The organism is Mycoplasmopsis opalescens ATCC 27921 (assembly GCF_000712185.1).
Lineage (GTDB): Bacteria > Bacillota_I > Bacilli_A > Mycoplasmatales > Metamycoplasmataceae > Mycoplasmopsis > Mycoplasmopsis opalescens.
In genome coordinates, this window is record NZ_JOOB01000011.1 from 1 (window position 1) to 26,435 (window position 26,435).

A 26,435-nucleotide genomic window follows, 5' to 3' on the forward strand; every position below is an offset into this window, starting at 1 on the left:
GTAGGTATTGTTGAGTTAGACCCTAAATCCATTATGTTATCTTGAATATTCTTTAATGAATTAAATAAAAAGAATGGATTAATAAATATCTTCAAATCTAACGAAAAACACTTGTCATTAAGATAAAATTTAACTGGAATATATGAAACCCAGCCACATTTCCCGGCTCTTGCGATAGTAATAGTGTTTTCTAATCTATTGTATTCAGTATGGTAACCCATAATATCCACACCACCTGAAATTATTGGAAAACCTTTTTTAGATGATTGAAAAACAGTTATAACTCTACCGGTTGAAAAATTGGTTACATCCCCTAACCTTTTTAGTTCTCAAGCGTAAGTAAATCCGGCAAACCGAATTGATGGAATATTTGAGCCCTCAACCGGAAACATTTTCTCTAGTAAAGTTTGCTTGATTTTTTTGAGCGCAGTTATCTTGCTTTGATGTAGTTTTAGTAGTGAATCAAGGGTTGAGAATGTCTGAGCTATTTTGTTTTGTTCGGGGAGTTGAGTGAATAAAACTGGTAGCTTTTTAAATGATTGCTGATTTATATTAAATCTTGATATTCCTTGAGCTTCCCTAATTGCAAATGTTCTAAAATACATTGATCTAAAATATCATGCTAAGTACTTGGCGCAATAGTTTCGGATATTTTTAAATCTAGCACAAATACAAAAACTATTGAAATAGATGTATTTATCTTTAATTTCTTCACAAACTACAGAAGAAATTCCAGCTTCCTCTGGAGTTTCGGAAGATATTGTTAAAAGCACATCACCAAATTTTATGTTGTTTTGATTTCTTCTATTATTGAATTTTCTTAATATTGATAAGTCAACTATAGGATTATTGAAAACATTTAAATAGTCAATATATTCATCAGAACCAGAAAGAAAATCGTTTTTTGATACACTACTTAAGCCATTAATAAAATCAGCCTCATCCCCCAACCTTTTTAATTCTCAAGCATCAACAAACCCTTTAAATCTAATTTTTGGCTTCAATTCATTACTCATATTTTGCCCCTTAATACTAATATTTATAATTATATTAAAATAAATATATTCATTTTAAATAACGTAATGAATTTTTAAAAATTTCAAATAGCAAACAAAATGGATGCCTCCTGTAAAATACAGGAAAACATCCATTTGTGTTGCCTAATTAATAAATTTGTGTCCATGATTCTGGGTACATATCATTTTTAGCTACTTTTTTTATAAATTTTGAATTGTATCAAACCCTGGCAATGTTTTTCCTTCTAAAAATTCTAAGCTAGCACCACCGCCTGTTGATATGTGTGAAAAATATTGCTCCATTTTTAGTTTTTGAATTGCAGCTACACTGTCTCCACCGCCAACAATAGTATAAGCTTGATTTTCTTTAGCTAATGCATTGGCTATTGCTAATGTTCCAGCTGCATAATTATTAAATTCTGTAACTCCCATAGGTCCATTTCATACTACTGTTTTAACATTTTTTAATGTTTTGGTAAATAAGTCGATACTTTGAGGACCTAAATCTAGCGCCATAAAATTATCGTCTATGTTGGCATCGTTAGTATATTTGGGATCAGTATCGGCAAATTCTTCACTTATAGCATGATCAACCGGTAAGATAACTTTATCACGGTATTTAGCTAAAAAATCTGTAGCAAAGGCTAAAAAGTCATCTTCAACTAATGATTTACCTACCTTATATCCTTGTGATTTTAAAAATGTGTATGCCATACCTCCGCCGATAATGATCTTATCCACTAAAGTAACTAAATGTTCTAAGACTTTAATTTTATCGCTAACCTTTGCACCTCCAATTATTGCAATGTAAGGTTTTTCAGGATTAACAAGCGCTTTCGAAAGGGCACTAGTTTCTTTAGCTATTAAATAACCAATTGCGCTTTCTGAAATATGCTTAGCAATTCCAACATTTGAAGCATGAGCTCTATGTGCTGTACCGAAAGCATCATTAATAAAAACATCCCCCAAAGAAGCTCAATAAGCTCCTAATTCATCACTATTTTTACTTTCAGCTTTATTATTCAAATCTTCATAGCGTGTATTTTGAACTAAAATAACTTCGCCATAATTCATATTTTTAATAGCATTTTCAAGCTTTTGACCTCTAGTTTCATTGACAAAAGTCACTTGATTTTTTAAATGTTTAGCTAACTCCAATGCGACAGGCTCTAAATTATTTTTTTCTTTATCTGCTTCTTCTTTAATTCTGCCAAGATGCGAAAATAAAACTAATTTAACTTTACTTTCTAGCGCTTTTTTAATTGTTGGTAAAGCCGCTAAAATCCTTTTATTCGATGTAATTTTGCCTTCTTTAATTGGAACATTAAAATCAACTCTCATTAGTACAGTTTTATTATCTAGTTTTAAATTATCAATAGTTTCCTTCATATTTACTCCTTTAATATAATAATTATATTATTAAGCATTATTTATTATTTTGATTAGCTTAAAAAATGGAAAAAATGTGGAAATAATTCACTAATTTCGAGCTAATTTTTCTAGATTTTATATAATGCAATTACAAAAAATGAGGTGTTATGAATCGCAATGAAGCGCAAAAAAGAATTAAAACATTAAATGTTTTAATAAATAAATATAACCGTGAATACTATATTGATGATAATCCTTCGATTAGTGACAATGAATATGATAAATTGCTGCTTGAATTAGAAAATTTAGAAAAGATTTATCCAGAATTTGCCTTAAGGCAATCAACAAATGAAGTCGGCGCTGGTAAATTAATTTGAGATCAAAAATTTAGCAAATTTGTACATGCCTACCCTATGTTATCCTTAGCTAAGGCGTACAATTATGATGAAGTAGAAAGGTTTGTAAATAATATTGAAAACAGTGTTCCTTTAGATGAAATTAATTTTATTTTAGAGCCAAAAATTGATGGTCTTTCAATCGCATTGCACTATAACAAAGGCTTTTTGGTAAAAGCCGTTACCCGTGGCAATGGTGTTGAAGGTGAAGATGTAACAGAAAATATTTTTATGTTGCAAGATGTTAAAAACAAAATAGCTTTTGATAAAAAAATTGAGATAAGAGGTGAGATATATTTAGCTAAAGACCGCTTCGAAGAGCTAAATGAACAATTAATTAAAGAGGGCAAAAAACCTTTTGCAAATCCAAGGAATGCTGCTTCGGGAACTCTTAGACAATTGGATGCATCCGTTGTTTTAGATAGGGGTTTAAGCTTGTTTTTGTATCAAGTTGTTAATCCGCTCGAATATGGACTAAAGACTCAAAAAGAGGTATTAAATTTCATAGAAAATATGGGGTTACCTACTACTAAAGTCGCTAAAGTTGTTGAGATAGAAAATCTCTCGAACGAGATTGAAAATTTTGCAGAAGTCAAAGATAATTTCAATTATGCTGTTGATGGATTAGTTATTAAACTTAATTCTCTTAAATACCACGATGAACTAGGAAGAACAGCCAAATTCCCTAAGCATTCTATTGCATTTAAATATGATGTTGAAAATGCAGTTAGCACCATAAAGAATATTATTGCAACAGTTGGACGGACTGGGAAAATAACTTATGTTGCTCAACTTGAACCGGTGGAATTAAATCAAACAACTGTACGAGCTGCAACCTTACATAATTATGAATTTATAAAAAAGCATAACATTAATATTGGGGATGAGGTCAAGATTGTTAAAGCAGGAGAAATTATTCCAAAAGTTATAGAGCTAGTTAATAAAAACAGCCAAAACACCTATGCTACAGTAGAATTGTGTCCATCATGTAATCAAAAAATATTTTACATTGGCGATAATGTCGACCAATTTTGTATAAATAAACAATGCCCAGAAATGATTATAAATAAACTAGCTCATTTCACAATGAGAAATAGTTTAAACATAGTAGGACTAGGCTTAAGCACAATAAAAGATTTCTATCGAAATGGTCTAATAAAAAATATTTTAGATATTTTTGAATTAAAAAACAAAAAAGCTGAAATCTTAAAGCTACCTAGGTTTGCTAATAAAAAAGTTGAAAATCTTCTTAAAAATATTGAAAATAGTAAAAATACACCTTTTTTTCGAGTTTTATATGCACTAGGAATTAGACATATTGGTTTAAGAGCTTCGAAGATTATTTCAACTAAATTTAGTAATTTTACTCAGCTACTGGAAGCGGATAATTTAGGTAATATTGCAAAACTTCAAAATATTGGTGAAACAATTTTTACATCGCTTACCGAATATTTAAAAAATGACGAAAATCGCTATAATATAGCAATTTTAGACACAATATTTAATTTTAAAAAAACTACTAATGCCCTCAAATCCAACAAGTTTGAAAATTTAACTTTTGTAATTACCGGTAAACTCTCTCAACCTAGAGAATATTTTGCTGAACTAATTGAAAATAATGGTGGTAAAGTATCCAATTCAGTATCTAAAAAAACTTCTTATTTATTATTCGGTGAAGATTCAGGATCTAAATTATCCAAGGCAAATGAGTTAAGCATAAAAATAATTAATGAAGAACAATTATTAGAACTTTTAAAATAAGAATGGAATTGTGGTATTATTTCCATATAAGTGGAGGAGAAAAATGAATAAAATTATTATTGCAAACTGAAAAATGAATAAAACATTCACAGAAAGTATGGAATTTTTAACCCAAGCATGTAAATTAATAAAAGATAGAATGGCTAAAGATAAAGAATATGCTAAAAATGTAAAAAATAATGTAATTGGTATTGCAATGCCTTTTACAAATCTATCAACTTTTTTACCTTTTGAAGGAGATAAAGATTTTCCTATAATGCCTGTAGCACAGGATATTTCATTATATGACCAAGGGGCATATACAGGAGAAATATCAGCTAAAATGCTTGTTGATTTAGGGATTAAATATGTTATTGTAGGCCATTCTGAAAGAAGAAGATACCAAGGAGAAACAGATAAAATAGTTAATTTAAAAGCTAAGAAAGCAATTGAGTACGGTTTAATCCCTATCGTATGTGTGGGTGAAGAGTTAGAAGATTATGAAAAACACTTATCTAAAGAAGTTGTAAAACAAAGAACAATTAACTCGCTTTTTGGTCTTGATTTGGATAAACTTATTTTGAGCTATGAACCTGTTTGAGCTATGGGAACGGGGCATTGTGCTTCGAGAGAATGGGTTGAAGAGATGACTGCATTTATAAAAGAAATAACTTCTCCTAATTTGCATATTATGTATGGTGGTAGTGTTTCGCTTAAAACTAATGAGGAATTATCGCAAATCGTTCCTAATGACGGATTTTTAATTGGTAACTGCACCCTAGATTTAAATAATTTTGTTGAAATAATTGGAACTAAATTTAAACATAAAGAAGATAAATAATTCAAAGAGTATTTACTGCTCTTTTTAATTTAAATTAAAGAAAGATCATTAAAAGCCTATGTCTTAAGCTTAATTTTTCTCTTTTGTAATATAATTTATTAGACAAGGGTGCTGTAAAAGGCTGAGATTATACCGAAAAGCAGATCATGGTAATTCATGCGTGGCTTAAATATTGAATTTAAAAATATCCCCTTGTCGTAGAGGATATTTTTAATTATTTTGTGATTTTAGAACAAAATAATATTTATTCCTCATTAAGGATAATGATGAAAACTAAAAAAATATATAGGAATTTAATGCTTTGTTCATCAATTTTTGGGACTGCTTTATTATCAGTTTCATGTTCTAAAAATGAATTAAGTTTTAAAGAAATTAAAAATAATCTTGCATTTATAGAGGCAAGAGATTTTTTAGATGTATCAAGAGATAAGATTGATGAATTCAAAAAAGATTTGGATTTATATGAAAAATCTACAAAAAATGATAAAAATTTGAATGAATTAAGACAAAAATATCGAGAACTTAAGAAATATGCTGAACAGAAAGAAGATGAATATTTATCTTCTTTGGCAGGTTATGAAGTCATAGATGCAAATATAAATAAAATTAATGATACAAAAGATTATGAACTAGATAAAACAAAAACTGAAAAAATGTTTTCTAAAGATTCAATGGAAATTAAAATTCCACACAACTTTACAGTAATAAAAGATAATGCTTTTGAAGGTTATTATAATTTAGAGAAACTAATATTACATGATGATCTAGTTTATATTGGTAAAAATAATTTTAATAATTCGCAAATTACACAAATCACTTTACCCAAGAAAATCAAAACTTTAGGAGGCTTTGCTAATACTAATATTGCAAAAATAGAGTTAGCTGAATCTATAGAGGAGATATTGGAAGGAACTTTAGATAATTCAAAAATAACTAATTTATATTTACCGAAAAAAATAAAAAAACTTGGTGGTTTTGCTAAAACATCTATAAGAGAGCTGAATTTGCCGGATGGCCTGCAAAAAATTTTACCATGCTCTTTTGATTCAACATTAATTAAGAGCTTAAAATTAAATAATGAATTAATAGAACTTGCCGGTTTTAATAATACTCCAATTAATAATATTGTTTTTAATAACAAATTAGAAAAAATACTACCCAATAGTTTTGAAAACATAAAAATAAAAGAGTTAAATCTTCCTAGTTCAATCAGATTTTTAGGAGGATTTAATCGTTCCTCATTGAGCAGCGTCGATATTCCGGAGGGTGTAGAGGAACTATATGGAGACGCCTTTAATAGGAGTGAAAATTTGATGCAGGTCAACCTTCCAAACTCATTAAAAACATTAGGCGGTTTTGCTTATACTGGTGTAGTTAGCTTGAATTTACCTCAAAATTTAGAAAAAATATTACCTAAATCATTTGATAATACATTGATATCAGATATTAATCTACCAATAAAATTAAAATACTTAGGTGGTTTTGCCAATACTTTGATAACTGAAGTAGATCTACCTGAAAGTCTAAGAGTAATATATGCTAACACATTGGATAAAAATATTGAGAATATCAAAATAGTTAGGTCACTAAAATTACCATCTAAATTACAAGCTTTTGGTGGATTTAAAAATTGAAATATTAAATCAATCAATCTTCCAGAATCATTAATTCATATTTTTCCAAACACACTAGATGAGGCTGAAATTAGAGAAATTTTATTACCAAAAAATTTAGCTAGTTTTGGTGGTTTTGCAGGAAGCAAAATCACAAATATAGCTTTGCCTAAAAATTTAAAAGTTATTTGAGCTAACACTTTAGATAGAACCAACATAAAAGAAATCGAATTACCTGAAACATTAAAAACACTTGGTGGATTTGCAAAAACCAATATAAATAAAGTTAGCCTTCCCAAGGCTTTACAGGTTATATATGAAAAATCTTTTGATAAAACTAAAATCGAAAATTTAAAATTACCTAATCAATTGATTAAATTTGGAGGTTTTGCTCATACATTAATTAAAAGCATAGATCTCCCTAATTCAATAAGGATTATTTACCCAAATACACTGTATGAAGCACATTTGAGTCAATTAATTCTCCCTGAAAATCTTGAAATATTAGCTGGTTTTGGCGGAAAAAACAACACTATTAATAATCTTAAAATTCCTAATAAAGTTAAAAAAATTCTCAATGATGCGTTTAATTTCAACCAACATATATTAAAAATTAATATACCTGAAGGAGTGATTGATGCACAAGGTTTTAATTCTACAAGAGTCCAACAATTAACGTTGCCTAAAGGCCTAATTAAAATCGGTGGCTTTAATCAATCTTTTGTTAATGAAATTGACTTGCCCGATTCGCTAGAAAGTTTCGCGGGCTTCCATGAAAGTAATATTGAAATTTTGACCTTGCCTAAAAATGTCCAAGAAGCTGAAATTTCAAAAGCCCATTGAAGTGGATTAATTCAAATAAATATTAAAAGTAAATTTTTAGTTAACAATAAAGAATGAATTCAAGATATAAATAATCAAAAAATTTATTATGAAATCCATTTGGATTAGTGAGAGGAAATTATGAAAAAAATTCAAAAACAATTGTTTTACATTTCGCCTTTAGTTGGATTATCCTTAACAGCTGTTCAATGTTCTATAAATCGTAATAATTTATTAGAGGAAGCTAAAGAAAGACTTTATGATGAAATTCAAAAATTAACCAATAAACGCGGTAAATATAGATATGACTATGATAGTGTAGCATTTGACCTATCTACAGTTGTTTTAGACAAAGCTAATAAAGCTTACCATGATGAAAAGGCAACAGTTGAATCTATAAATAAAGCGATTGAAGACATAAAAAAATCAGCAAAAGATATTGATAAATACTATAGTTTGACATTGAAACAAAAACAAGATTTATACTATAAAAAATTCATAGCTAAAGTCCAAGAAGCAGAACAAAAACTTAAAGAACTATCTAAATTTGGCGCTAAAAATTATCTTCGCAATATAATCAACACTGCTAAAAAGTTACAAAAAAATGATCGCCATTTTTATAAAAAAATTAAAGAGATGACTAGTGTAATCGATGAAAAAATTAATGAAGCACTTGTCCTTGAGAAGAAATCATATGCAGAATTATTAGATTTATTTTTAGATAGTGAGTCAAGGATTTTGAGTGAGTTTGAGCAAGAGCACGGAAATAATCCTTTTGCCTTAGATCAACAAGATGTTATTAGACAACATTTTAATGATGCTAGAGATAAAAAGAACAAAATAAACGAAGAAAAAGATTTTGAACAAATTGAAATTGAGTTGTTTAATAAAATTAATGAAACTATAGAATTTGCTAATAAAACTGCATTAACAAGGAATAACGCAAAAAAACAATATGATTTCAACGATAAAGAAATTACAATATCAAAAGAAACTAAATATATTCAATTTGAAGTTTTAAAAGACTATGAAAATTTAGAAAAAATTAATTTTGAAGCAGATTCAACCCTTGAGTCGATTGGTCATAATGCTTTTGATAATACAGCCATAAATGAGCTAAATTTACCTCAATCACTTAAATTTATTAGTGGATTTAATAATATACGAATCAAAAAGCTAATATTATCAGAAAATGTCACACATATAAATTATGGTTTTAATGAAAATTTTGAGCTTGAAGAAGTTAAACTGAATAATAATTTAGTTGAAGTTAGGGGCTTTAATTTTACAAAACTTAATAAGATTGATTTACCCGAATCTTTAATTGTTTTCGATGGTTTTAGAGAAGCTAAAATAAAAAATATAACACTAAATAAAAACTTAAAAACATTTTTAACTAAGCTTCCAGAATTAGAAACGTTAACCTTACCTGCTAATATCGATTTAGATTTAATCACAAATGATAATAATGCAAAACATGGGATATTAATTTCAAAAGCAGCTTTTAAAAATCTTAAGAAAATATATGTTTCTAGTGAAGAACAAAAAGTGAAGCTACAAAAAAAATTAAATGGTAATATCAAAATAGTTAAACAATCTGATATTGAAGAAAAAATTAAATTATTACAAGACAAAAACAATGAAAAAATATCAGATATAAATAACAATTTAAACAAAGCAAAAAAATTCTTATTTGATGCATATACAGATGTTTTGGCCACGATTGAAAACGATAAAAAGGATGAATTTATTAAAAATAATCAATGAATAGAAACTTTGGATTTTGATTTTCTTTGAACTATTAAAGATAAATATCATTATGAATCAATAATCGAAAAAGGCAAAAATAATGCTAAAAAACTTAATAAAGAAAATGAGTTCGATGATGTAATAAGACAAATTGATTATTCGATTATTTTTGAAGAAATAGCAAAAAATAAAATTTCAATTAATGAACATAAAAATATTCTAAAAAAATATCAAGAAATTGTCAAAAATGCTGAATATTATAACCAATATCTTTTCTACATAGCTCAGGTAAAAGTTTTAAATAAATATCATAAATTAACTGAAAAAAGTAAAGAAAATATTAAAAAAACTATCAAAATAGAAGCAAATAAGAGCGATAATGATGTCATTAATTCAATTGAAAAATTTATTTATAATAATAAATTTAATATTAATGATAATTTAGATAAGACTGATGAAAAAATCAATAATTTAATTGCTCTAATAACTGATATTGGTTTTGAATTAACTAATGTAAATATTGCTAATGATGAGGAAATTTTAAATGAAGACAAAATAAAAGAAGAATTTGAGCTTGAAAAAAATAAATATGAAAATAGTAAAAAGGATGATGAATGAAACGATATAATCGAAGTAAAATTAGACTAAATTTATTTACTTTTCCGGCTTAACTTGTTATGTTTTTCTCTCTGCTACAGTAGTTTTATGTGCAAAGAGATTAAAAATTTTTTAGAAAACTTTGAAGGATGAAATATGATAGATAAAAAAGCTAAAAGATTGTTTTTAAAATATATGGAAAATGAGCCAAGTTTAAATATTGAAGAAGTAGAATATATAAAAGAAAAAGCTTTACTTAGAGAAAATATAGTTATTACAGAAAAGGAATTTATTGATATTCTTGAAAAAATATTTTTAAAAGTTTCTTTAGAAGAGGTAGCTAATGCCTTTTTATATAGCCTATCAACTAGAGATTTAGATTATAGATATATTTTACCTTCATATATTTATGCAAGAAGTTGACTAAAACATGATAAAGGGAAAGAATATAAAGTTCCAAAAGAAATTACTGCTACATTTTTTAATTGGGTAAGATATTATAGTGGTGGAATTTGGGGTGAGATTGCTAAACCTTATTATTATTTATCTGAATTTTTAAATATGGAGAAAAAAACTCCAAAAGAAGAAGATTATGAAATTTTAAAGAAAATTTTATTCTTTGTAGATAATTTTGAAGAAACGAAAACAGCAACTATGTTAAGAAATGAATTAGCTAAAGAAAAACTATTTCCATCAAATAAAGATGAAGTTACTGGCTTATTAGAAACTTTAGGAATATGTGGAATTTTAGAAACAAAAGAACATAAAGGCTTCTGGGATAACTTTACTCCAAAATTTGAGAGAGATTCGGGGGATTTAAGGCAATATTTTTCATATCCATTTCATTGGTGGAAAGGGAAAGATAGGGTAAACTATGAAAATGTAAAAAAAATTTTTAAAATAACAGTTTAGAAAATTAGGATGATGAATGAAACGATATAATTGAAGTAAAATTAGACTAAATTTATTTACCCTTCCAGCTTTAACTTGTTATGTTTTTCTCTCTGCCACAGCAGTTTCGTGCGCAAAAGAAGAACTAAAAGTTACAAAGCTTAATCATCCAGAATTAAAATTTGAAAAGGAGTATGAATTTAAAAATTTATCAGCGGAATTTAAAATTAATAATGTTAAATTAAACTCTTTTCGTGATGTATTAACGTCTGATTTATATATTAATTTTCATGAATTTTTAACAAAGTTAAAAGGAATTTTTGATTTAAAAAAGCTTAAATTAGCATCAATTAAAGATGGTGTTTATGAATACGACATAAATAATGAAAAAATATTTTTTAACGCCAAAACAAACCAAATTTTGATGAGCTCTACAGATGTATTTAATATTACAAAGCAATCGCAAACAACCAATTATGCACGTCAATTAAAATATTTAGAGTTCAATAATAAAAAACTTTCCGATGAGAAGTATGCAACACTAGATTTGAATAATTATGGTATGACAATCAAAGAGATTGACAGCAATATCTTTTTACCATTTTCGATTTTTAATTTCCTATTTTTAAGTCCAAATTATTATAATATTTACTTTAATAATGATGCCTTTATTGGGACTACAACTACTGTAAATAAGGATATTTCGACACAAGAGTATAACCAGGTTATTAATAATTCACGCAGTGGCCAAGCACAAAGTGAAAAAGAAAGAGTTAATTCTTATAATTTTTTAAGATTTGTATTTGACAATTATTATGGCCTTAAAACACAATTTTTAGCTAAGAAAAAAGCTAAAAATTTTGATGAATACTTTGCAAAAACGATTATTGATAATTCAAAAGATGAAGCTACTCCAGAGCAAGAAAAAAATCAAAGCTTGAAAGAAAGATTTTTATCAACTGATATATATACCAATACCCGAGCTTATGAAGATTTCGTTTATAAAGAATTAAATGAGCTTCATACCTCTATTCAATCGGGTTCTTATTTCCATCCGAAAAATTATAGATCAAACCCTTACGGTGGTTCATTAAGTCAAAAAGTTAATGATTATATTTATTATTTAAGAGAACTAAAAAGAATCCGAAATGCCTATAATGCAGGCGAAAAAGATAAAATTGTTTCATTCCATAAAGATAAGGCTATTATTTATTTAGACATTTTTAATATTGCAACTGATGAGCAATTAAAAGAAAAAGATGCATATAAATATGATTCATATTTATTTATGTCTAAGGCAATGGAGATGATTAAAGAACATTCTAAAGTTGAAAAAATTAATAAAATCATTTTAGATTTATCACTTAATGGTGGAGGTTCCATTGCAGCAATGGAAAAAGTTGCTGGATTTTTAACCAATAAGGATTTAAGTTTGTATTTTTATGAAACTGTTAATAAAAATTTAGGCTTTTCAAAATATCGTGTTGATGTGAACCATGATGATGTTTACGATGAAAAGGATGGATATCCAGATTACCAATGATACATTTTAAGCGGTATTAATACTTTTAGTGCAGCAAATTTACTGACTCATATTGCTAAGTCAAATAAATTAGCCACCATAATTGGTAATAAATCAGGGGGCGGAATGTATTCGATTTTACCTATTGTTTTACCTGATGGCACTAGCTTAGAAATTAGTTCAAACAATGCATGAGTATCTTATGAAGGTAAAGAGGTTGAAAAAGAAGCTGATTTAGCTTATACACAAGACGGAATTGAACCTGATATCACCATTCCTTATCCAGCTTATAATCTATATGATGTTATTGACGGGTATTTAGAAAGTCAAAAAAAAGGCGATGAACTTTATCAGTTGGCCATTCGACAAATTAAAGTTAATAATTTAAAACGGGAACTAGATAATGTTAAAAAAATAGTTAATAATCTAAGCGAATTAAAGAGAAAAGAAAAAGCAAAAAAAGCTGAATTTTTAAATAGAATTGAAATACTTAACGCAAAAGATACAGATACTTTAGATCATTTAGATGAAAAAATAATAAAAGCAAAAGAACTTTTTAATGAAGTTATTATCTATTCTAAAAACCAAAACAAAAACCAATAAAAAATCGTTTAACCTAATGTTAAACGGTTTTTTTGTTTTTGTTATTTTTGTTCCTAAAAAGCCTGTGAAAAAGTGATTTTAGTGAAGCTAAATATTTTTTTATTATTTTATATTTTAAATTTTTAAGGTACAAAGTACCAAAAATATTAATGGCTAATATTCCAAAAGACCCTATTCAAGCATACGCTAGAGCCAATTCTGGTTTTGGATTTTTATCTTGTAAATTAGTTCAAATGCCTTTTCCTATATCTAATTTTCCTTCGGCAAAAATCGAATAAGTAATGGATGCTCTAAAGATTAATTCAAAATATAAAATAGCAAGAGAAATAAAATCAAATTTTATGCTCGGTAGGACATATTTATAAAATATTTGATTATTTGAATATCCTTGCATTCGCATATTTTCAATAATGCTTTTATCCAAATTATCTATAGCATCAGTTAATTGTTTCGAAAGTGAAGTCATTTGGTGGATACCAATAACTATAATCAATAATGATAAAGATGAATCCAAAATAAATGTAAATAAGTAGAAAAGCACAATCGAAGGTATCAATCTTATAAAAGCATTAATGATACGATTTAAAAAAGCATATCACGTTTTATTTAAATTTAAAGCTTGAATTCTAATTGATAAAATCGTTAAGATAACTGCAATAGTTAAAGAAACAATCGTAAATTTAGTTGATTGTCAAAGCATTAAAAATGGATTAAGGCTTTCGCTTTTTGATATGATTGAAAATTGCGAAAAGTCCGCATTCACTAGTGCTTTAAGCAAATTTTTAGTTTCGGTGGTTTCAAAAAAAGAAAATTTAGATGTTGCGAATGTAATAACTGTTATTGTGAAAAAGAATACTAACATTACAACATAAAATACCTTTCTTCAGTTTATATGCTTTGTCAATTTAGCTATTGTTTGACTTTTATTTTTTTCATTCAAATCTATTTCAATAGTTTTAGCTTCAAAAACAAATTTTTTTAACAAAATGTTGCTTATTTCCAATAACGATACAAAGCCCATTAATACTAATAAAGGAATGCCTAATTGTTCGATTAAAGCAATATTTTTACCAGCAGAATCTACTAAAACACCTATACCAGGCAGAGATAAAGCTCCTAAAATTGAAGCTCAGCGCATATTACTTTCGAATGAAAATATAAATAAAGCAAAAATTCTATGTTTTGATCTTGCTCATATTTCTTTATTAAAGGCGCTAAATTTTGAGTTTCCCTGATTAATGGAAGTATAAAAAGGATTTAAATCCATATTTTCTAGTAGTTCTATGTAGTATTTATGCAACCATAATCAAGTAAATCAAGTGTAAACTAATAATAAGGAAAGTTGATTTCTTATCGTTTTAGTAATAATTCCAATTAAAACTAATTCAGGTATCGATCTTAAAATCAGCATTGTAATTTTTACAATAAAAGCCGAATATTTATTAGTTATGACACTAAAAGATAAAATTGAGGTTAATAAAGCTAAAATAAATCCAAAAAATGTGCCTACTAAACCGAGTTTAATCGTTAATCATAAGGCTTTAATTGAATCATAAAATAAGTTAGTGAATCCATCACCCTGTGTTGTGTGCGTGCTTTTGTTAGAAAATGTAAAAAATTTTCTTAGATTTTCTCCCACTAAATTAAAGTTATCAAATCTAATTTTGCTTGCTTGGTCATAAACTAGAAAGCAAAAAAGAATGATGAAAGCAATTAAAATAAGATGTTTAAAAATTGGTTTAATTTTTCAGTCAGTATTGGCTTGATTATTGTTAATTACGCGATAAGAATGCCATTTTTTTTCAATTTTTATTCTGTTTTTTGAATTATTTTCTCGAGTTGTCATTGTTCTATTTCTTTAGTTGCACAATCCAACACTATTTTTTTATCTTTTAGCGCAATTACACGATCAAAATAAGGTTTAACAAGTGATAAATCATGAATGTTTACAATTATTGTTTTTCCGTTATTTTTTAATTTTTCCAATAAAACTAGTACTTCTTTGGCGGTATGGTTATCTAAATTAGATGTAGGTTCATCGGCTAGAATTAAATCAACTTCACGAATTAATAACTTAGCGATTTCAACCCTTTGTTGTTGGCCGCCACTTAAATCATCAACCCGATAAAAAGTTTTTTCTAAAATGTCTAGTTCTTCAAGAGTTTCAAAAATTTTTACCTTTTGCTGTTTAGTTAAAATTCCAAATATTTTAAAGATAAAATTTTTATAATCAATAAATGCTCTTTGAACATTTGTATAAACATCATCAGCCGAAACTAAATTTGGTTTTTGAGTTAAAAATCCAATTTTTTTAATAATTTTTTTTCATTCTTTTTTGCCTATAGCACAGATATTTTGGCCAAAAATGTTTATGCTTCCATTTTGTAATTTAATCGCTTTAACTAATGATTTAAACAAAGTGCTTTTTCCCACTCCACTTGGGCCAATAATAGCGATCATTTCTGATTTGTTCACATCAAAAGAGATATCTTCCAATGTTGGAAAAACATCATTTTTATATTTAATTGTTGCGTTTTTGATTTCGATAATTTTCTCCATATTGCCCTTAAATAGTTACTTCTGGAATATCATTTACTAAATCTTGTGTTGTTTCAGCTTGTTTTTGCAGTAGAACAAATTTTTTAAATAAATCATCATTTATGGCTGTAAATTTATTATACCCTGAATAGATACCATAGGTATTTTCTTCTAAAGTTAGAGATTGAAGGGCTTTTGAGATTAATTCTGATTGTGTTTTTGATAATCCACTACGGCCTAAAGCTACATTATAACCAGCAGGGTTTGTAAAAGTTAAAACTCTAATTACTTCATTGTTTGGATCATCATAACTTTTGCCTTCTTGGAAGCCATCAGGTTGATAATTTTTTTCGCCTTTTTTACTTTCACTAAAGTTGTATACGCCTTCATCATCAAAACCAATGGCAGGCTTAATAGGGTTGTTGCCTTTAGTGGCTTTTCCTAATTGTTCTTTAACCTTTATGCCCTTAACTATGAAAGGGTTGTCACTGGCAAACAAATCATTAATTTCTTTAATTGATTTTTTAAAATGTCTAGCTAGTAAAGCGACTTGGTATTTATATTTTCCTGAGCTAGTGTTTTTTTCAAATACGATACCATGACTGATGAATTTGTCAAAATCCTTAGTCTCCCAATCTTTAATTATTTGATCTCTTTTTGCTTTATTTCCTGCAATATAAATTGCTCCACGGTATACGTAGCTAAGTTTATTTTCTTGATAAAAGTCGGTGTATTTTGAGCCGTCAAAATGTAATTTATTTTCTTCAACAGCCTTATATCATTCTGGGTATTCGTATCCAGTATTTTTATGTCAAATTTCATTATTTTTTTCTGCTTGGATACGGTACTTATCTGTTGCTAATCCGTCTGTATAATAGTCGTTATCGTCATTTTGTCATTTAAATTTTAATGTAGCAGTTTGTGCAATTTTTCTAATATGATCATTATTTTGGTATTCTCCATTTGCGTTTAAATAATTAGCATAATATGTGGTGTAATTAGCTATATAAATATCATTATCTTTATTATTGCTACGTAATCGATTAAAGTAGTTGCCTTTATCCTTATCAACTCGGATATTAAATTTAACATCTGGTAAATCTTTTGTTAACTCATTTTGCTTTTTAAGTTCATTAAATCTTTTTGATAATAAAGCCAAAAAATTAGTTTCAATTTCTAATTGTTTTTGGCCATTTTCAGCTTTAAATCCTGGATTTATATCATAATTAATTATTGTTATCTTATTATCTCATTTTCCAGCGACAAATTCTTTGGTTCCGGGTCCATTAGTGCCCTTTTTTACTTTAGAGCAACTTAATCCGAAAAAAACAACTGATGAAGTCGTTAAAATACATGATGATAATATTATTTTCTTTTTTAAATTCATTTTAATCCTTTCGACAAGGGATTAAAAATGTTGCTAGCCACGCATGAATTACCATGATCTGCTAATAGGTATAATCTCAGCCATAATTGGGCACCCTTGTCTATTTAATTATAATTAATTACTAATTAATTTTTAATACAAAGATGCTAAAAAAATAAAAAACTTGGTTTTTTTGTTTATTTTTAATAGAAATATGCTTTTTATTCGCTAGATTATAATAAATGGAGTTAAAAGTGTTTTATAATAAAGTTGCGAATATATAAAAGTGAAATGATAAACAAAGGAGAAAAAAATGAAAAAAATTTTTTTAAGTTTGTTAGCTCCAACTATTTTAGTTCCAGCTATTGCAGTTAGTTGCAAAGATCCTAACCAAGGTGGTGGATCTCACGTTGATGAAGATAATCTTTCAAATATTAAAAAAGAATTAAAACAAACAATCGAAGAATATAAAACAATGTTATTATCATACCGAACTAACTTTTTATATAAAAACTCATCACTTAAGCAAATTGATGAAAAAAGTAGTAATAAAGCAATTTTAGAGAAATTTATTAATGAATTTTTTGTCAATATTGTTTCAGAAAAGATTTTAGAAATGTCTGGTAAAACTGATGACTTATTATCTGATTTACAAAAATTTTATAATGCCAATAAGACAAATGAATTTTTACATAAATTACACGAACCTGTTGAACACACGGTTGAACACGCAATTGACGCTATTAAACAATTTAAGGCTAATACGGATAATTTTAACAACTTTCTAAACGAACAAACTGAACATAAAAGTTTAGTGCTTTATAAAATCTACAAATCTATGTTTGAACAAAATAAAGTGCTCGAAAAAAGTAAAATAGCGCAATCATTAACATCAGATTATCAAACTATTTCAAATGCTATCGCTAACACAGATGAAAGAATTTGAAAAGTGCGTAAAATGGTTGATTTAGATAATGACCATCATCTAGATAATGGTGATGATAATAAGAATAATCATGGTCATGCACATTCACATGCAACAGCAAATATTGTTCTAGAAATTTTAAATTATGTGTATACACTACAAGCTAAATATAAAGATAGTTATTCACAAGAAAAAGCTAACTTAGAAAAAATCGCTACAGACGAGAACAAAGGTAAACAATTTATAGCTAAATTTGATAAGCTAATGAATATTGATTTAAGTGAAAATAGTGAATATTACAAATATGTAATTAGTGCAAGAAGCGAGGCGATTGCTTTAATTGAAAAATTAAAATTAATGGCTAAACATGAACAAATTGATGTTGCCGCTACATTTCCCCCTGTTAAATTAGCAGACGGAAGCGAAATTAAATAAAAAATGAACCAGCATTATGGTTCTTTTTTTATCAAAAACGCAGTACTATAGTGTTTTAAGAAACAAAAAAATAAAATTTTATAAAAATAAAAAAATATCAAATTTCATATTTTTTCAAAATACGGGTTTGAAATAATGTTCTCAATTTTTATTAAAAGTTACAACCGAAAAATATAAAAATAAAAACTGTTCTTTAGGCAAAAATACATAATTTTTTATAATTAAAATCATTATTATTTTTATATCAATATATAATTATCTTATACCGATAACAAGGAGAGTTATGATAGTAGATAAGGAAATAATTTTTAAGAAATTAAAAGAATATATGGAGATTGAAGGAATCTCGAGATACGAAGAAAAGGTTGCCCAAAAAATCAAAGATAACACATTTAATGAAAAATTAAATTATGCATACGATAATCTCGGTTCATTAATCGTAACTAAAAAAGATTGTCTTACAGGTCCTAAGATTTTAATTTCTGCGCATATGGATGAAGTTGGTTATAGCGTCTTAGAAATTTTAGACAATGGACAAATCACTGTAATGCCTGTAGGGGGCATTTGGCCGAACACTATAATAGGTACTAAAGCTAAATTAATTACTGCAGATAATAAGGAATTTTATGGTGTTTTTGGACACACTTCATATCATATTTTAGAAGCAGAAAAAGAAAACAAGGCCGTTCAAACGAAAGAGTTATTTGTTGATTTTGGTTTTAGTAATAAAGCTGAAGCGGAAGCTCAAGGAATAGAACCTGGCAATATTATTTTGCTTCATGGCGAGGTTTTTAGATTTCATAATAAAGATTTGGTTGCGGGCAAGGCGATGGATAACCGCGCTGGTGTAACTGTTTTAGATTGCTTAATTAATAATTTGAAAGAAGAAAATTTAAAGTGTCAACCTTATTTTGTTGGCACTGTGCAAGAAGAAGTGGGTACTCGGGGAGCAAAAACAGCAGTATCGTTAATTGAGCCTCAAATCGCGATTGCAATTGATACTACTGCTTCTCATGATACTTATCAAGCTATTAGTGGCAGACAAAAATTAGGTGATGGTGTCGCCATTCGTGTCCAAGATCGAGGGACAATGATGGATCCTAAATTAGTTGAAATTTTAATGGATTTAGGCAGAAAAAATAATATAAAAATCTATAAATTCGTCGCCCAAGGTGGCGGAACAGATGCAGCAGAATTACAATATGGAAAAGGTGGAGTAGCCACTGTAACGATATCAATACCACAAAGATATTTACATTCTCCTTTAGGTGTTTGTGACTTAAATGATTTACAAGCGGTAATTAATTTACTCACAGAATTTTTAAAATTCATGAATGAAGAAGAATATAAAAAAATAACATACAAATAAAATAAAAAAAATATTTGTGTCCAAAAAGACTGCACTACAGACTAATTTGACACAAGAAAGGTAGAAAAAATTATGCATAATAGAGAAAAATTATTTACTAAACTTAAAGAATATATGGAAATCGATGCTGTTTCTCGTTATGAAGAAAAAGTTGTGGAATCACTAAAAAAGAATACAGCTAATGCTAATGTTTTATATGCTCGCGATGGAATGGGATCATTAATCATAACTAAAAAAGACCATAATAATGGGCCAAAAATTATGCTAGCTGCACATATGGATGAAGTTGGTTTTTCAGTGCTAGATATTCTTGATAATGGTCAATTAAGAGTTGCTTCTATTGGCGGAATTTGACCTAATGCATTTGTGGGAACAAAAGCAAAATTACTTACCTCACAAGGCAAAGAGTTTTTAGGAATTTTTGGACATACATCTATACATATTTTAGAAAAAGAAAAAGTTGATAAAGCAGTTTCTATGAAAGATTTATTTGTAGATTGTGGATTTAAAAATAAAGAAGAAGCTGAAAAATTAGGTGTTGAAATAGGCGATGTTATTTATGTATCAGGTGAAACAATTAGACTATTTAATCCGGATTTAGTAGCTGGTAAAGCGATGGATAACCGTGCTGGTGTAATGATTTTAGACGAAATCATTAACCGTTTAGCTAATGAAAAACTTCCTAACCAACCTTATTTTGTTGGTACAGTACAAGAAGAGGTTGGATGCAGAGGAGCTAAAACTGCAATTTCAATTATAGAACCAGATATTGCTTTTGCAATCGACACCGGTGCATCTCATGATACTTATGGAGCAATTAAAGGTGTTCCAAAACTTGGCGGAGGCGTTGCAATTAATATGCAGGATTCGGGCACAATGATGGATCCTAAATTAGTTAAAGTAATAACTGAACTTGCCAAAAAATATGATATTAAATTATATAAATATGTTGCCCAAGGTGGCGGAACAGATGCTGCTCAATTGCAATACGGAAAAGGTGGCGTGCCTACAATAGGTATTTCTATTCCACAACGTTATCTTCACTCGCCTTTAGGTGTTTGTTCACTTTTCGATATGGAAGAAATAATTCGCTTAATGGTAGAATTCTTAAAGTTTTTTGATCAAAAAGCTCTTGAAGCTATTAAATATAAATAATAATAATTAAAAAATATAGCTATGGCGGCTATATTTTTATAATTTATGTTGCATAACAAAATAGGAAAAAAATAGAATTTTGGCATTTTGATTTAGTTAAAATGAGATTATGCAAAAAAAATCAAAAAATCAAGCTAATGATTTACCATTAGTTAAACCAATATTACTAAAAAGTGGATTTACTAAAGCAATCAAGGGAGGATTGCTAAATTCCGATGTTGTTATCGCTGTGGCAACCGATGAACAATATGTATATTTTATTGAAGCACACGATAAAAATACCCAAGAAACCTGTAAAGATATCCAACTAGAATACTTAAACGAAGATAAGCCATATGGCTTGCATAAGTATGTTTATGTTAATTCTTTGAAAATTTTTAAAATGCTTGCTAAAGATTTAAAAACTCAAGTCTCTGTTGATTTTGATGTGAAGAAAAATAGTGCTATATTAGATTATCAAAGTCAGCTATCATTAGTTAGACATATATCTGAAAGGTTAAATGACGATATGAATCTGCCTAAATTAGTCTATTTAAAGCGAAGCAACGCTAATTTAAGAAGTTAAAAAAATAAAAAACGGAAGTATATTCCGTATTATTTATATATTAATATGTAAATTTATCAGCGGATGGAAATAATGCTATGGCAATGGCACCTGGCCCTGTGTGAGCAGCTACTGCCCCATAAAGCGTAGATCTTGCATCGAAAGATGCTTCGATTTTTGATAATTCACTATCAGCAGTGTCAATAACAGCCTTATCATTGCCTTCTACAATGAATATTTTGAAATAATCTTGGATTTTTTTTATGTTTTTCTTTGTTTTGAAAGCAAATTCTTGCATTTTATTAATCACTGATTGAACCCCTTTTTTCATAGTTCTCATTAAGCCGGCTACGCTAGCCATATTATAGTGAAATTTAACAAAAGGGTAGATTCTAAGTTTTGATAAGACATTCAAAGTGAACTTTTTCAATCCACCAACTCTGCCGCCGCGAATAAAATATTCAACATCGCCAAGAAGCACATACATTAATGATTCTTTTTTAATTTTATCTAATACATTTTCGACGTTATTAAGGTGTTGGTCTTTGTCATAAATTTTTTGAATGATTTTTGCCCCTTCTAAAAGCATATCAGAAGCTCAACAAGAGTCTATTACGTGAAATTTAGGGTATTCTTTTTCCAATACCTTTGATACTGAATATGTAGAAGAAAGGGCAGATGAGATAGGTAAATAGACAATATCATCATATTCTTCGCTTAATTTATGCACTAATTCTTCAAGTTTTCCAATATTAGGCAATGAAGTCTTAATCGATTTCGCATTTTCATAAATTTGTAGCATTTCTTTGGCATTATTGTTTAATCCATCTTCATAAACTTTATCATCAACTATGACTTTTAAAGGGATGAAGTGATAACCTAATGCTTCTATTTCTTTATTATTATGAAAAACGAAGCTATCGAATATAAATGTGAGTTTTTTCATAAATCTCCTAAAATAATATCATTAATAATAGCATAAAAAATAAGGAATAGAATGAATTAGACACTTATTTGTTTCAATACGCATATTTAATTTTAAGTTTTTTCTTTATTTCTTTTGGTAAATTTTTTGGAGGATTTTCATAAATTAATTTAATGTTGCCCGCTGAACTAATACTTTCAATAAAATCGAATAAATAAGTCAGTTTTATAATGTCTATAGGAACCGAATTAGTGAGTTTTTCTGAAATTACAAAAGTATCGACATTGTTTTTTAGAGCCAAAACCTTTGTTTGTGGGAAAATTTCTTCAATATACAAAGCAATTTTTTGGTTTCTACTAAGTTTTTTGCTTAATTTCAATATGTTATCAATGTTAAAGGGTTCAGATATGTTTCTTTCGCGTATTAAAAATATTAAATTTTTTTCTTTGTATGTTGTTATATTGTGCAATAAATCGTTTTCTGTGGTATCGATAATATTGATTTTTTCTTTATTTCTACTTAATAATAAGAAATTATTAATTTGGCTATTAAAGTAATGTCTATTTCAATTAACGTTATCAAAGAAGCAAATATCCTCTTTTTCCATTCCTACAACTTCAGCGGTTAGATAATCAATATTCGTATTTTCTTGTGATTCATAAGTTTTTACATGGACAACATTTTTGATGTAATTCTGTAGTTGGTGTTGCTGATTGTATTCAAGCAATTTACTATAATAATTAGCAAAGGGTTTTTCGTGTGCAATATCACCAAAAGCTCAATATCCAAATTTGTTAATATCATTTGTATTTTTTAGATTATCTAGTAAGTATCTAATTTTATAGTTGTTGTTTAATACTTGGTTTTCTTCTGTTGGTCTAACCACTTGTAAAAGGACATATTGGTCGAAATATTTTAAATATTTAGTATTATTTGATGCTTTTCCTTTATATCTAATATGTCGTTTAAGGGATTTGGTGCATTCAGTAATTGAATCGAAGCCAACTAAAATTTGAATCGAGCCCATAAATTTATAAATAATTATGTGATTTTCACCTTTGGTTATACCCATTAAATTTATGATATTAAAGTAGTCAAAATAGTTCATTTTTTTAACATAATAATCTATTTTATGATTAAAAGCATAAACTAAATAATATGGATATGATGCTTTTTTTACTAGTTCTGCTGGGTTATTTACTACAGTATAAACTTTTTTATTAGCTAAATCATGCTTATATCCTCAAAAAATGTTGCATACAAAGGAATTGGTTTCTGGTTGAAAATACAATCTAAAGCTAACCATACTGCTTCTAGCTGTGAATTTATATAGTTTCATACTTATTTTTTTTAAATAAGGTTTGATCTTGTTTTTTGCAAAATGTCCCTCGAAATAAACTTTTTTTTGTTTTTCGCCACCAAATAAATAATTTTCCAATTGATGTCTTGATTTGGTGTCAAAAAACGATAAAAAATAATCTAATTCAATATATTTATTGGTTTTTACACCCTCTTGGCTAATATCAAGCATTGAACTATCCGATAATGCTTTTGAACTGTTGCGAATTACAACCTTATTTTCCATGTCGATTTTAAAGCTTAAAAATCCATCTATGTTAATTTTATTAATACTTTGTTTAATGAAATAAATTATTAATGGCAGTGCGACCAAAAAAATAAAAGCAAAAATAATGGCAATTAAGATTAAAAGATGGCCTGTATTTTTAGTAACCGTTTCTGGTGTAATTGACAAATTACTTGGTCTAATGTTTGAGTTTAAGCGGATGGATGATGTTATAAAAATTTGAAAATGGCTATTCATTAGCTCTCCTTATCGGTTTTAAGAAGTCTGATTGAAGGGTGATTTTTAGCTAATGTATAGATTTTGTCTCCCTTATTAGGGAATGTTGCGACAATCGTATCGTTGAATACCTCCAAAACTTGGCCTTCACCGAAGAAAGAGTGACTAATAATATCACCTGGTAAAATATTTTTATTAAGGTTTTTAATTTCTTTTTCATCGGTCATATCTGAGAAGTTTATACCAACTTCACCTTGATGAAGGATAAATTTATTGATATCTATACCCATTTCTTTAATGAATCTTGATGGTTGTTTATGTTCGTTTGTTCCGACATAGTATCCGCGGCTATCGCTTAAAAATAAACGATGTTTTGCCCGAGTAACAGCAACATAAGCGAGACGTCGTTCTTCTTCTGCTAAGTCGGGTTTATTTTTCTCCAGTGATTTTACATGAGGGAAGATTTTATCTGACAATCCAACAATGAAAATATTGTCAAATTCAAGACCTTTTGAACCATGTATTGTCATTAATGTTACGTAATTTGTTGAGTTGTCAAAATCATCGCCAGCAGATAAAAGCGAAACATATTCAATGTAATCCTTTAGTGTTTTCTCAGGATTCATTTCCTGTCACCTCTTAATTGAACGGATTAATTCGTTGACATTATCTGCTCCAGTGCCTTTAAGCAATACATCATCCTTAAGGTGTTCGAAATAACCGATTTTGGTTAAAAAATCCGATAAAACTAAGTGAATAGGGTTAACTTTACTATTTTTTAAGGCTTTTCTTGATCGTAAAATATTATTTAAAAAATCAACTAATTTACGCTTTACATCAATTTTAACCGGCAGTTCTTTATATGAATCTATTAAAGTTTGAAAAAGTGGTTTATTTTGTTCGCGAGCGAATTCAATTATTTTATTAAGATTAACTTCACCAATATTACGGCTAGGAACATTAATTATCCTTAAAAGCGATACTTCAGAACCGTCATAAATTACTCGTAAAAATGCTAAAGCATCCTTTACTTCTCTTCTTTGGAAGAATTTAGTGCCATTAAAAACTTTATAATTAATATTTTCTCTAGTTAGTTCTTCTTCGAATTGACGAGAATAGTAATTTGACCGATAAAATATGGCGATATTTTTAAGTTGAATTTTGTTGCGTTTTAGTTCATTGATTTTTTGTACAACCCACCTGGCTTCACTTTCAATGCTAAAAGCATGGTTGAATTCTATGCTTTCCCCTTGTGGGTTTTCGGTTGTTAATTCTTTCAAAAATCTTTTTTTATTATGACTAATCAATTTGTTGGCGGCATCTAGAATTGTTTTTGTTGAACGGTAATTAGTGTTAAGCAAAATGGTTTTAGTATTAGTAAAATCCTTATCGAAGTTTAAAATCAAGTTAACATCTGCACCTCTTCAACCATAAATTGTTTGGTCTGGATCACCAACGATAGTTATTTGAGCACCGCTTTTTGAAAGAGCTTTAACAATTTCGTATTGCGTTGCAGATGTATCCTGGAATTCATCGATTAAAATATGAGAATATTTCCGAGATCACAATGTTGCAACTTCAGGAAAACGTGTAAATAATGAATGCGTTTTAATGATGAGATCATCAAAATCTAAACACTGATCTGCCTCTAGCTGTTCATTATATGATTCAAAAATAGAAGCGAATTTTTTATTAGCAGCTTCATTTTCTGGTTCTTCTTCCATCAGCTTTTCATAGAGATCAAAAGAATTAAGTTGCAATCCTTTTGCTCAACTAATTGTATTGATTACACGATTAAATGACATTTCTTGTGCATCGATGTCATTTGCTCTAAAAATTCTTGATAATATTTGTTTTTTATCTGCATCATCAATGATTTGAAAATCAGGATTTAAATTTAAGTGAATGGCTTCTTTGCGTAAGATTTTGGCACAAATAGAGTGAAAAGTTGTGATTTCAACTTTTTCATATTTATGTTCTAGGTAGTATTCAACACGAGCAGCCATTTCCTTAGCAGCTTTATTAGTGAAGGTCAAAGCTAGAATTGAGTTTTCATCAATACCAAGCTCAGTGACCAAGTATGCAATTTTACGAGTTAAAACACGAGTTTTTCCACTTCCAGCACCAGCCACGATCCGGAGGGGACCATCAAAATATAGTAAGGCCTCATGTTGCTCTTTGTTTAATTCCGAAAGTAATTGCTCTTTTATATTCATT

18 protein-coding genes are annotated in these 26,435 nt (G+C 28.2%); 10 read left to right on the top strand and 8 right to left on the bottom strand.

Annotation, left to right across the window (positions count from 1 at the left end; translation table 4 throughout):
- The coding region (locus tag T385_RS03550; protein ID WP_198763708.1) for a restriction endonuclease subunit S at positions 1 to 1,016 on the bottom strand (1,016 nt) is incomplete at its 3' end.
- Positions 1,017 to 1,217: 201 nt separating this feature from the next.
- Entirely contained in the window at positions 1,218 to 2,405 is a 1,188-nt protein-coding gene (locus T385_RS0100790; protein ID WP_029905637.1) for a phosphoglycerate kinase, read from the bottom strand.
- A 149-nt stretch (positions 2,406 to 2,554) separates the two neighbouring features.
- Between T385_RS0100790 and ligA the strand changes: the two genes are divergently transcribed.
- The 6 genes from ligA to T385_RS0100820 all read left to right on the top strand — a co-directional run bounded on the left by ligA (position 2,555) and on the right by T385_RS0100820 (position 13,160).
- The gene (ligA, locus tag T385_RS0100795) at positions 2,555 to 4,543 is read left to right on the top strand and encodes an NAD-dependent DNA ligase LigA (protein WP_029905639.1); all 1,989 of its coding nucleotides are present in this window, start codon (positions 2,555 to 2,557) and stop codon (positions 4,541 to 4,543) included.
- A gap of 43 nt (positions 4,544 to 4,586) precedes the next feature.
- Positions 4,587 to 5,363 carry a triose-phosphate isomerase gene (gene tpiA / locus T385_RS0100800; RefSeq protein WP_029905641.1) on the top strand — a complete coding sequence of 259 codons (777 nt, stop codon included), beginning with the start codon at positions 4,587 to 4,589 and terminating at the stop codon, positions 5,361 to 5,363.
- A gap of 266 nt (positions 5,364 to 5,629) precedes the next feature.
- A complete protein-coding gene (locus T385_RS0100805; protein ID WP_029905643.1) occupies positions 5,630 to 7,927 on the top strand; it encodes a leucine-rich repeat domain-containing protein in 2,298 nt (765 codons plus the stop codon).
- A gap of 12 nt (positions 7,928 to 7,939) precedes the next feature.
- On the top strand, positions 7,940 to 10,195 hold the full coding sequence (locus T385_RS0100810; protein WP_029905645.1) for a leucine-rich repeat protein: 2,256 nt from the start codon (positions 7,940 to 7,942) through the stop codon (positions 10,193 to 10,195).
- Between the two features lie 105 nt (positions 10,196 to 10,300).
- Positions 10,301 to 11,056 carry a hypothetical protein gene (locus T385_RS0100815; protein ID WP_029905647.1) on the top strand — a complete coding sequence of 252 codons (756 nt, stop codon included), beginning with the start codon at positions 10,301 to 10,303 and terminating at the stop codon, positions 11,054 to 11,056.
- A 16-nt stretch (positions 11,057 to 11,072) separates the two neighbouring features.
- Positions 11,073 to 13,160, top strand: coding sequence for a S41 family peptidase (locus T385_RS0100820; RefSeq protein ID WP_029905649.1), 2,088 nt, complete (start codon positions 11,073 to 11,075; stop codon positions 13,158 to 13,160).
- Positions 13,161 to 13,179: 19 nt separating this feature from the next.
- Here T385_RS0100820 and T385_RS0100825 read toward each other — a convergent pair whose 3' ends face one another.
- Genes T385_RS0100825 through cypl form a run of 3 tightly spaced genes read right to left on the bottom strand, consistent with a single transcriptional unit; the run spans position 13,180 to position 17,085 of the window.
- Complete coding sequence (locus T385_RS0100825; RefSeq protein WP_084276662.1) at positions 13,180 to 15,006, bottom strand: ABC transporter permease subunit; 1,827 nt, start codon at positions 15,004 to 15,006, stop codon at positions 13,180 to 13,182.
- Complete coding sequence (locus T385_RS0100830) at positions 14,970 to 15,719, bottom strand: phosphonate ABC transporter ATP-binding protein (protein WP_029905653.1); 750 nt, start codon at positions 15,717 to 15,719, stop codon at positions 14,970 to 14,972. The genes T385_RS0100825 and T385_RS0100830 overlap by 37 nt, the downstream gene beginning before the upstream one ends.
- A gap of 7 nt (positions 15,720 to 15,726) precedes the next feature.
- Positions 15,727 to 17,085 (bottom strand): ABC transporter thiamine pyrophosphate-binding lipoprotein p37/Cypl, encoded by a 1,359-nt coding sequence (gene cypl, locus T385_RS0100835; RefSeq protein ID WP_029905655.1) that lies wholly within the window; start codon positions 17,083 to 17,085, stop codon positions 15,727 to 15,729.
- A 292-nt stretch (positions 17,086 to 17,377) separates the two neighbouring features.
- Between cypl and T385_RS0100840 the strand changes: the two genes are divergently transcribed.
- The 4 genes from T385_RS0100840 (at position 17,378) to T385_RS0100855 (ending at position 21,513) form a co-directional block, all read left to right on the top strand.
- Positions 17,378 to 18,424, top strand: coding sequence for an MAG5150 family histidine triad lipoprotein (locus T385_RS0100840; protein WP_029905656.1), 1,047 nt, complete (start codon positions 17,378 to 17,380; stop codon positions 18,422 to 18,424).
- 283 nt (positions 18,425 to 18,707) lie between these two features.
- Positions 18,708 to 19,793: a M42 family metallopeptidase gene (locus T385_RS0100845; protein WP_029905657.1), complete on the top strand. Its 1,086-nt coding sequence runs from the start codon at positions 18,708 to 18,710 to the stop codon at positions 19,791 to 19,793.
- A 72-nt stretch (positions 19,794 to 19,865) separates the two neighbouring features.
- Positions 19,866 to 20,948 carry a M42 family metallopeptidase gene (locus tag T385_RS0100850; protein ID WP_029905658.1) on the top strand — a complete coding sequence of 361 codons (1,083 nt, stop codon included), beginning with the start codon at positions 19,866 to 19,868 and terminating at the stop codon, positions 20,946 to 20,948.
- A 109-nt stretch (positions 20,949 to 21,057) separates the two neighbouring features.
- Positions 21,058 to 21,513 (top strand): hypothetical protein, encoded by a 456-nt coding sequence (locus tag T385_RS0100855; RefSeq protein ID WP_029905659.1) that lies wholly within the window; start codon positions 21,058 to 21,060, stop codon positions 21,511 to 21,513.
- Between the two features lie 40 nt (positions 21,514 to 21,553).
- Here T385_RS0100855 and T385_RS0100860 read toward each other — a convergent pair whose 3' ends face one another.
- From T385_RS0100860 to T385_RS0100870, 3 genes are all read right to left on the bottom strand, one after another.
- Positions 21,554 to 22,438 (bottom strand): DegV family protein, encoded by an 885-nt coding sequence (locus T385_RS0100860; protein WP_029905660.1) that lies wholly within the window; start codon positions 22,436 to 22,438, stop codon positions 21,554 to 21,556.
- A gap of 64 nt (positions 22,439 to 22,502) precedes the next feature.
- Positions 22,503 to 24,239 carry an MHO_4530 family protein gene (locus T385_RS0100865; RefSeq protein WP_029905661.1) on the bottom strand — a complete coding sequence of 579 codons (1,737 nt, stop codon included), beginning with the start codon at positions 24,237 to 24,239 and terminating at the stop codon, positions 22,503 to 22,505.
- Complete coding sequence (locus T385_RS0100870; RefSeq protein WP_029905662.1) at positions 24,239 to 26,434, bottom strand: ATP-dependent helicase; 2,196 nt, start codon at positions 26,432 to 26,434, stop codon at positions 24,239 to 24,241. Before T385_RS0100870 ends, T385_RS0100865 begins: the two co-directional genes overlap by 1 nt.
- Position 26,435 lies beyond the last annotated feature (1 nt).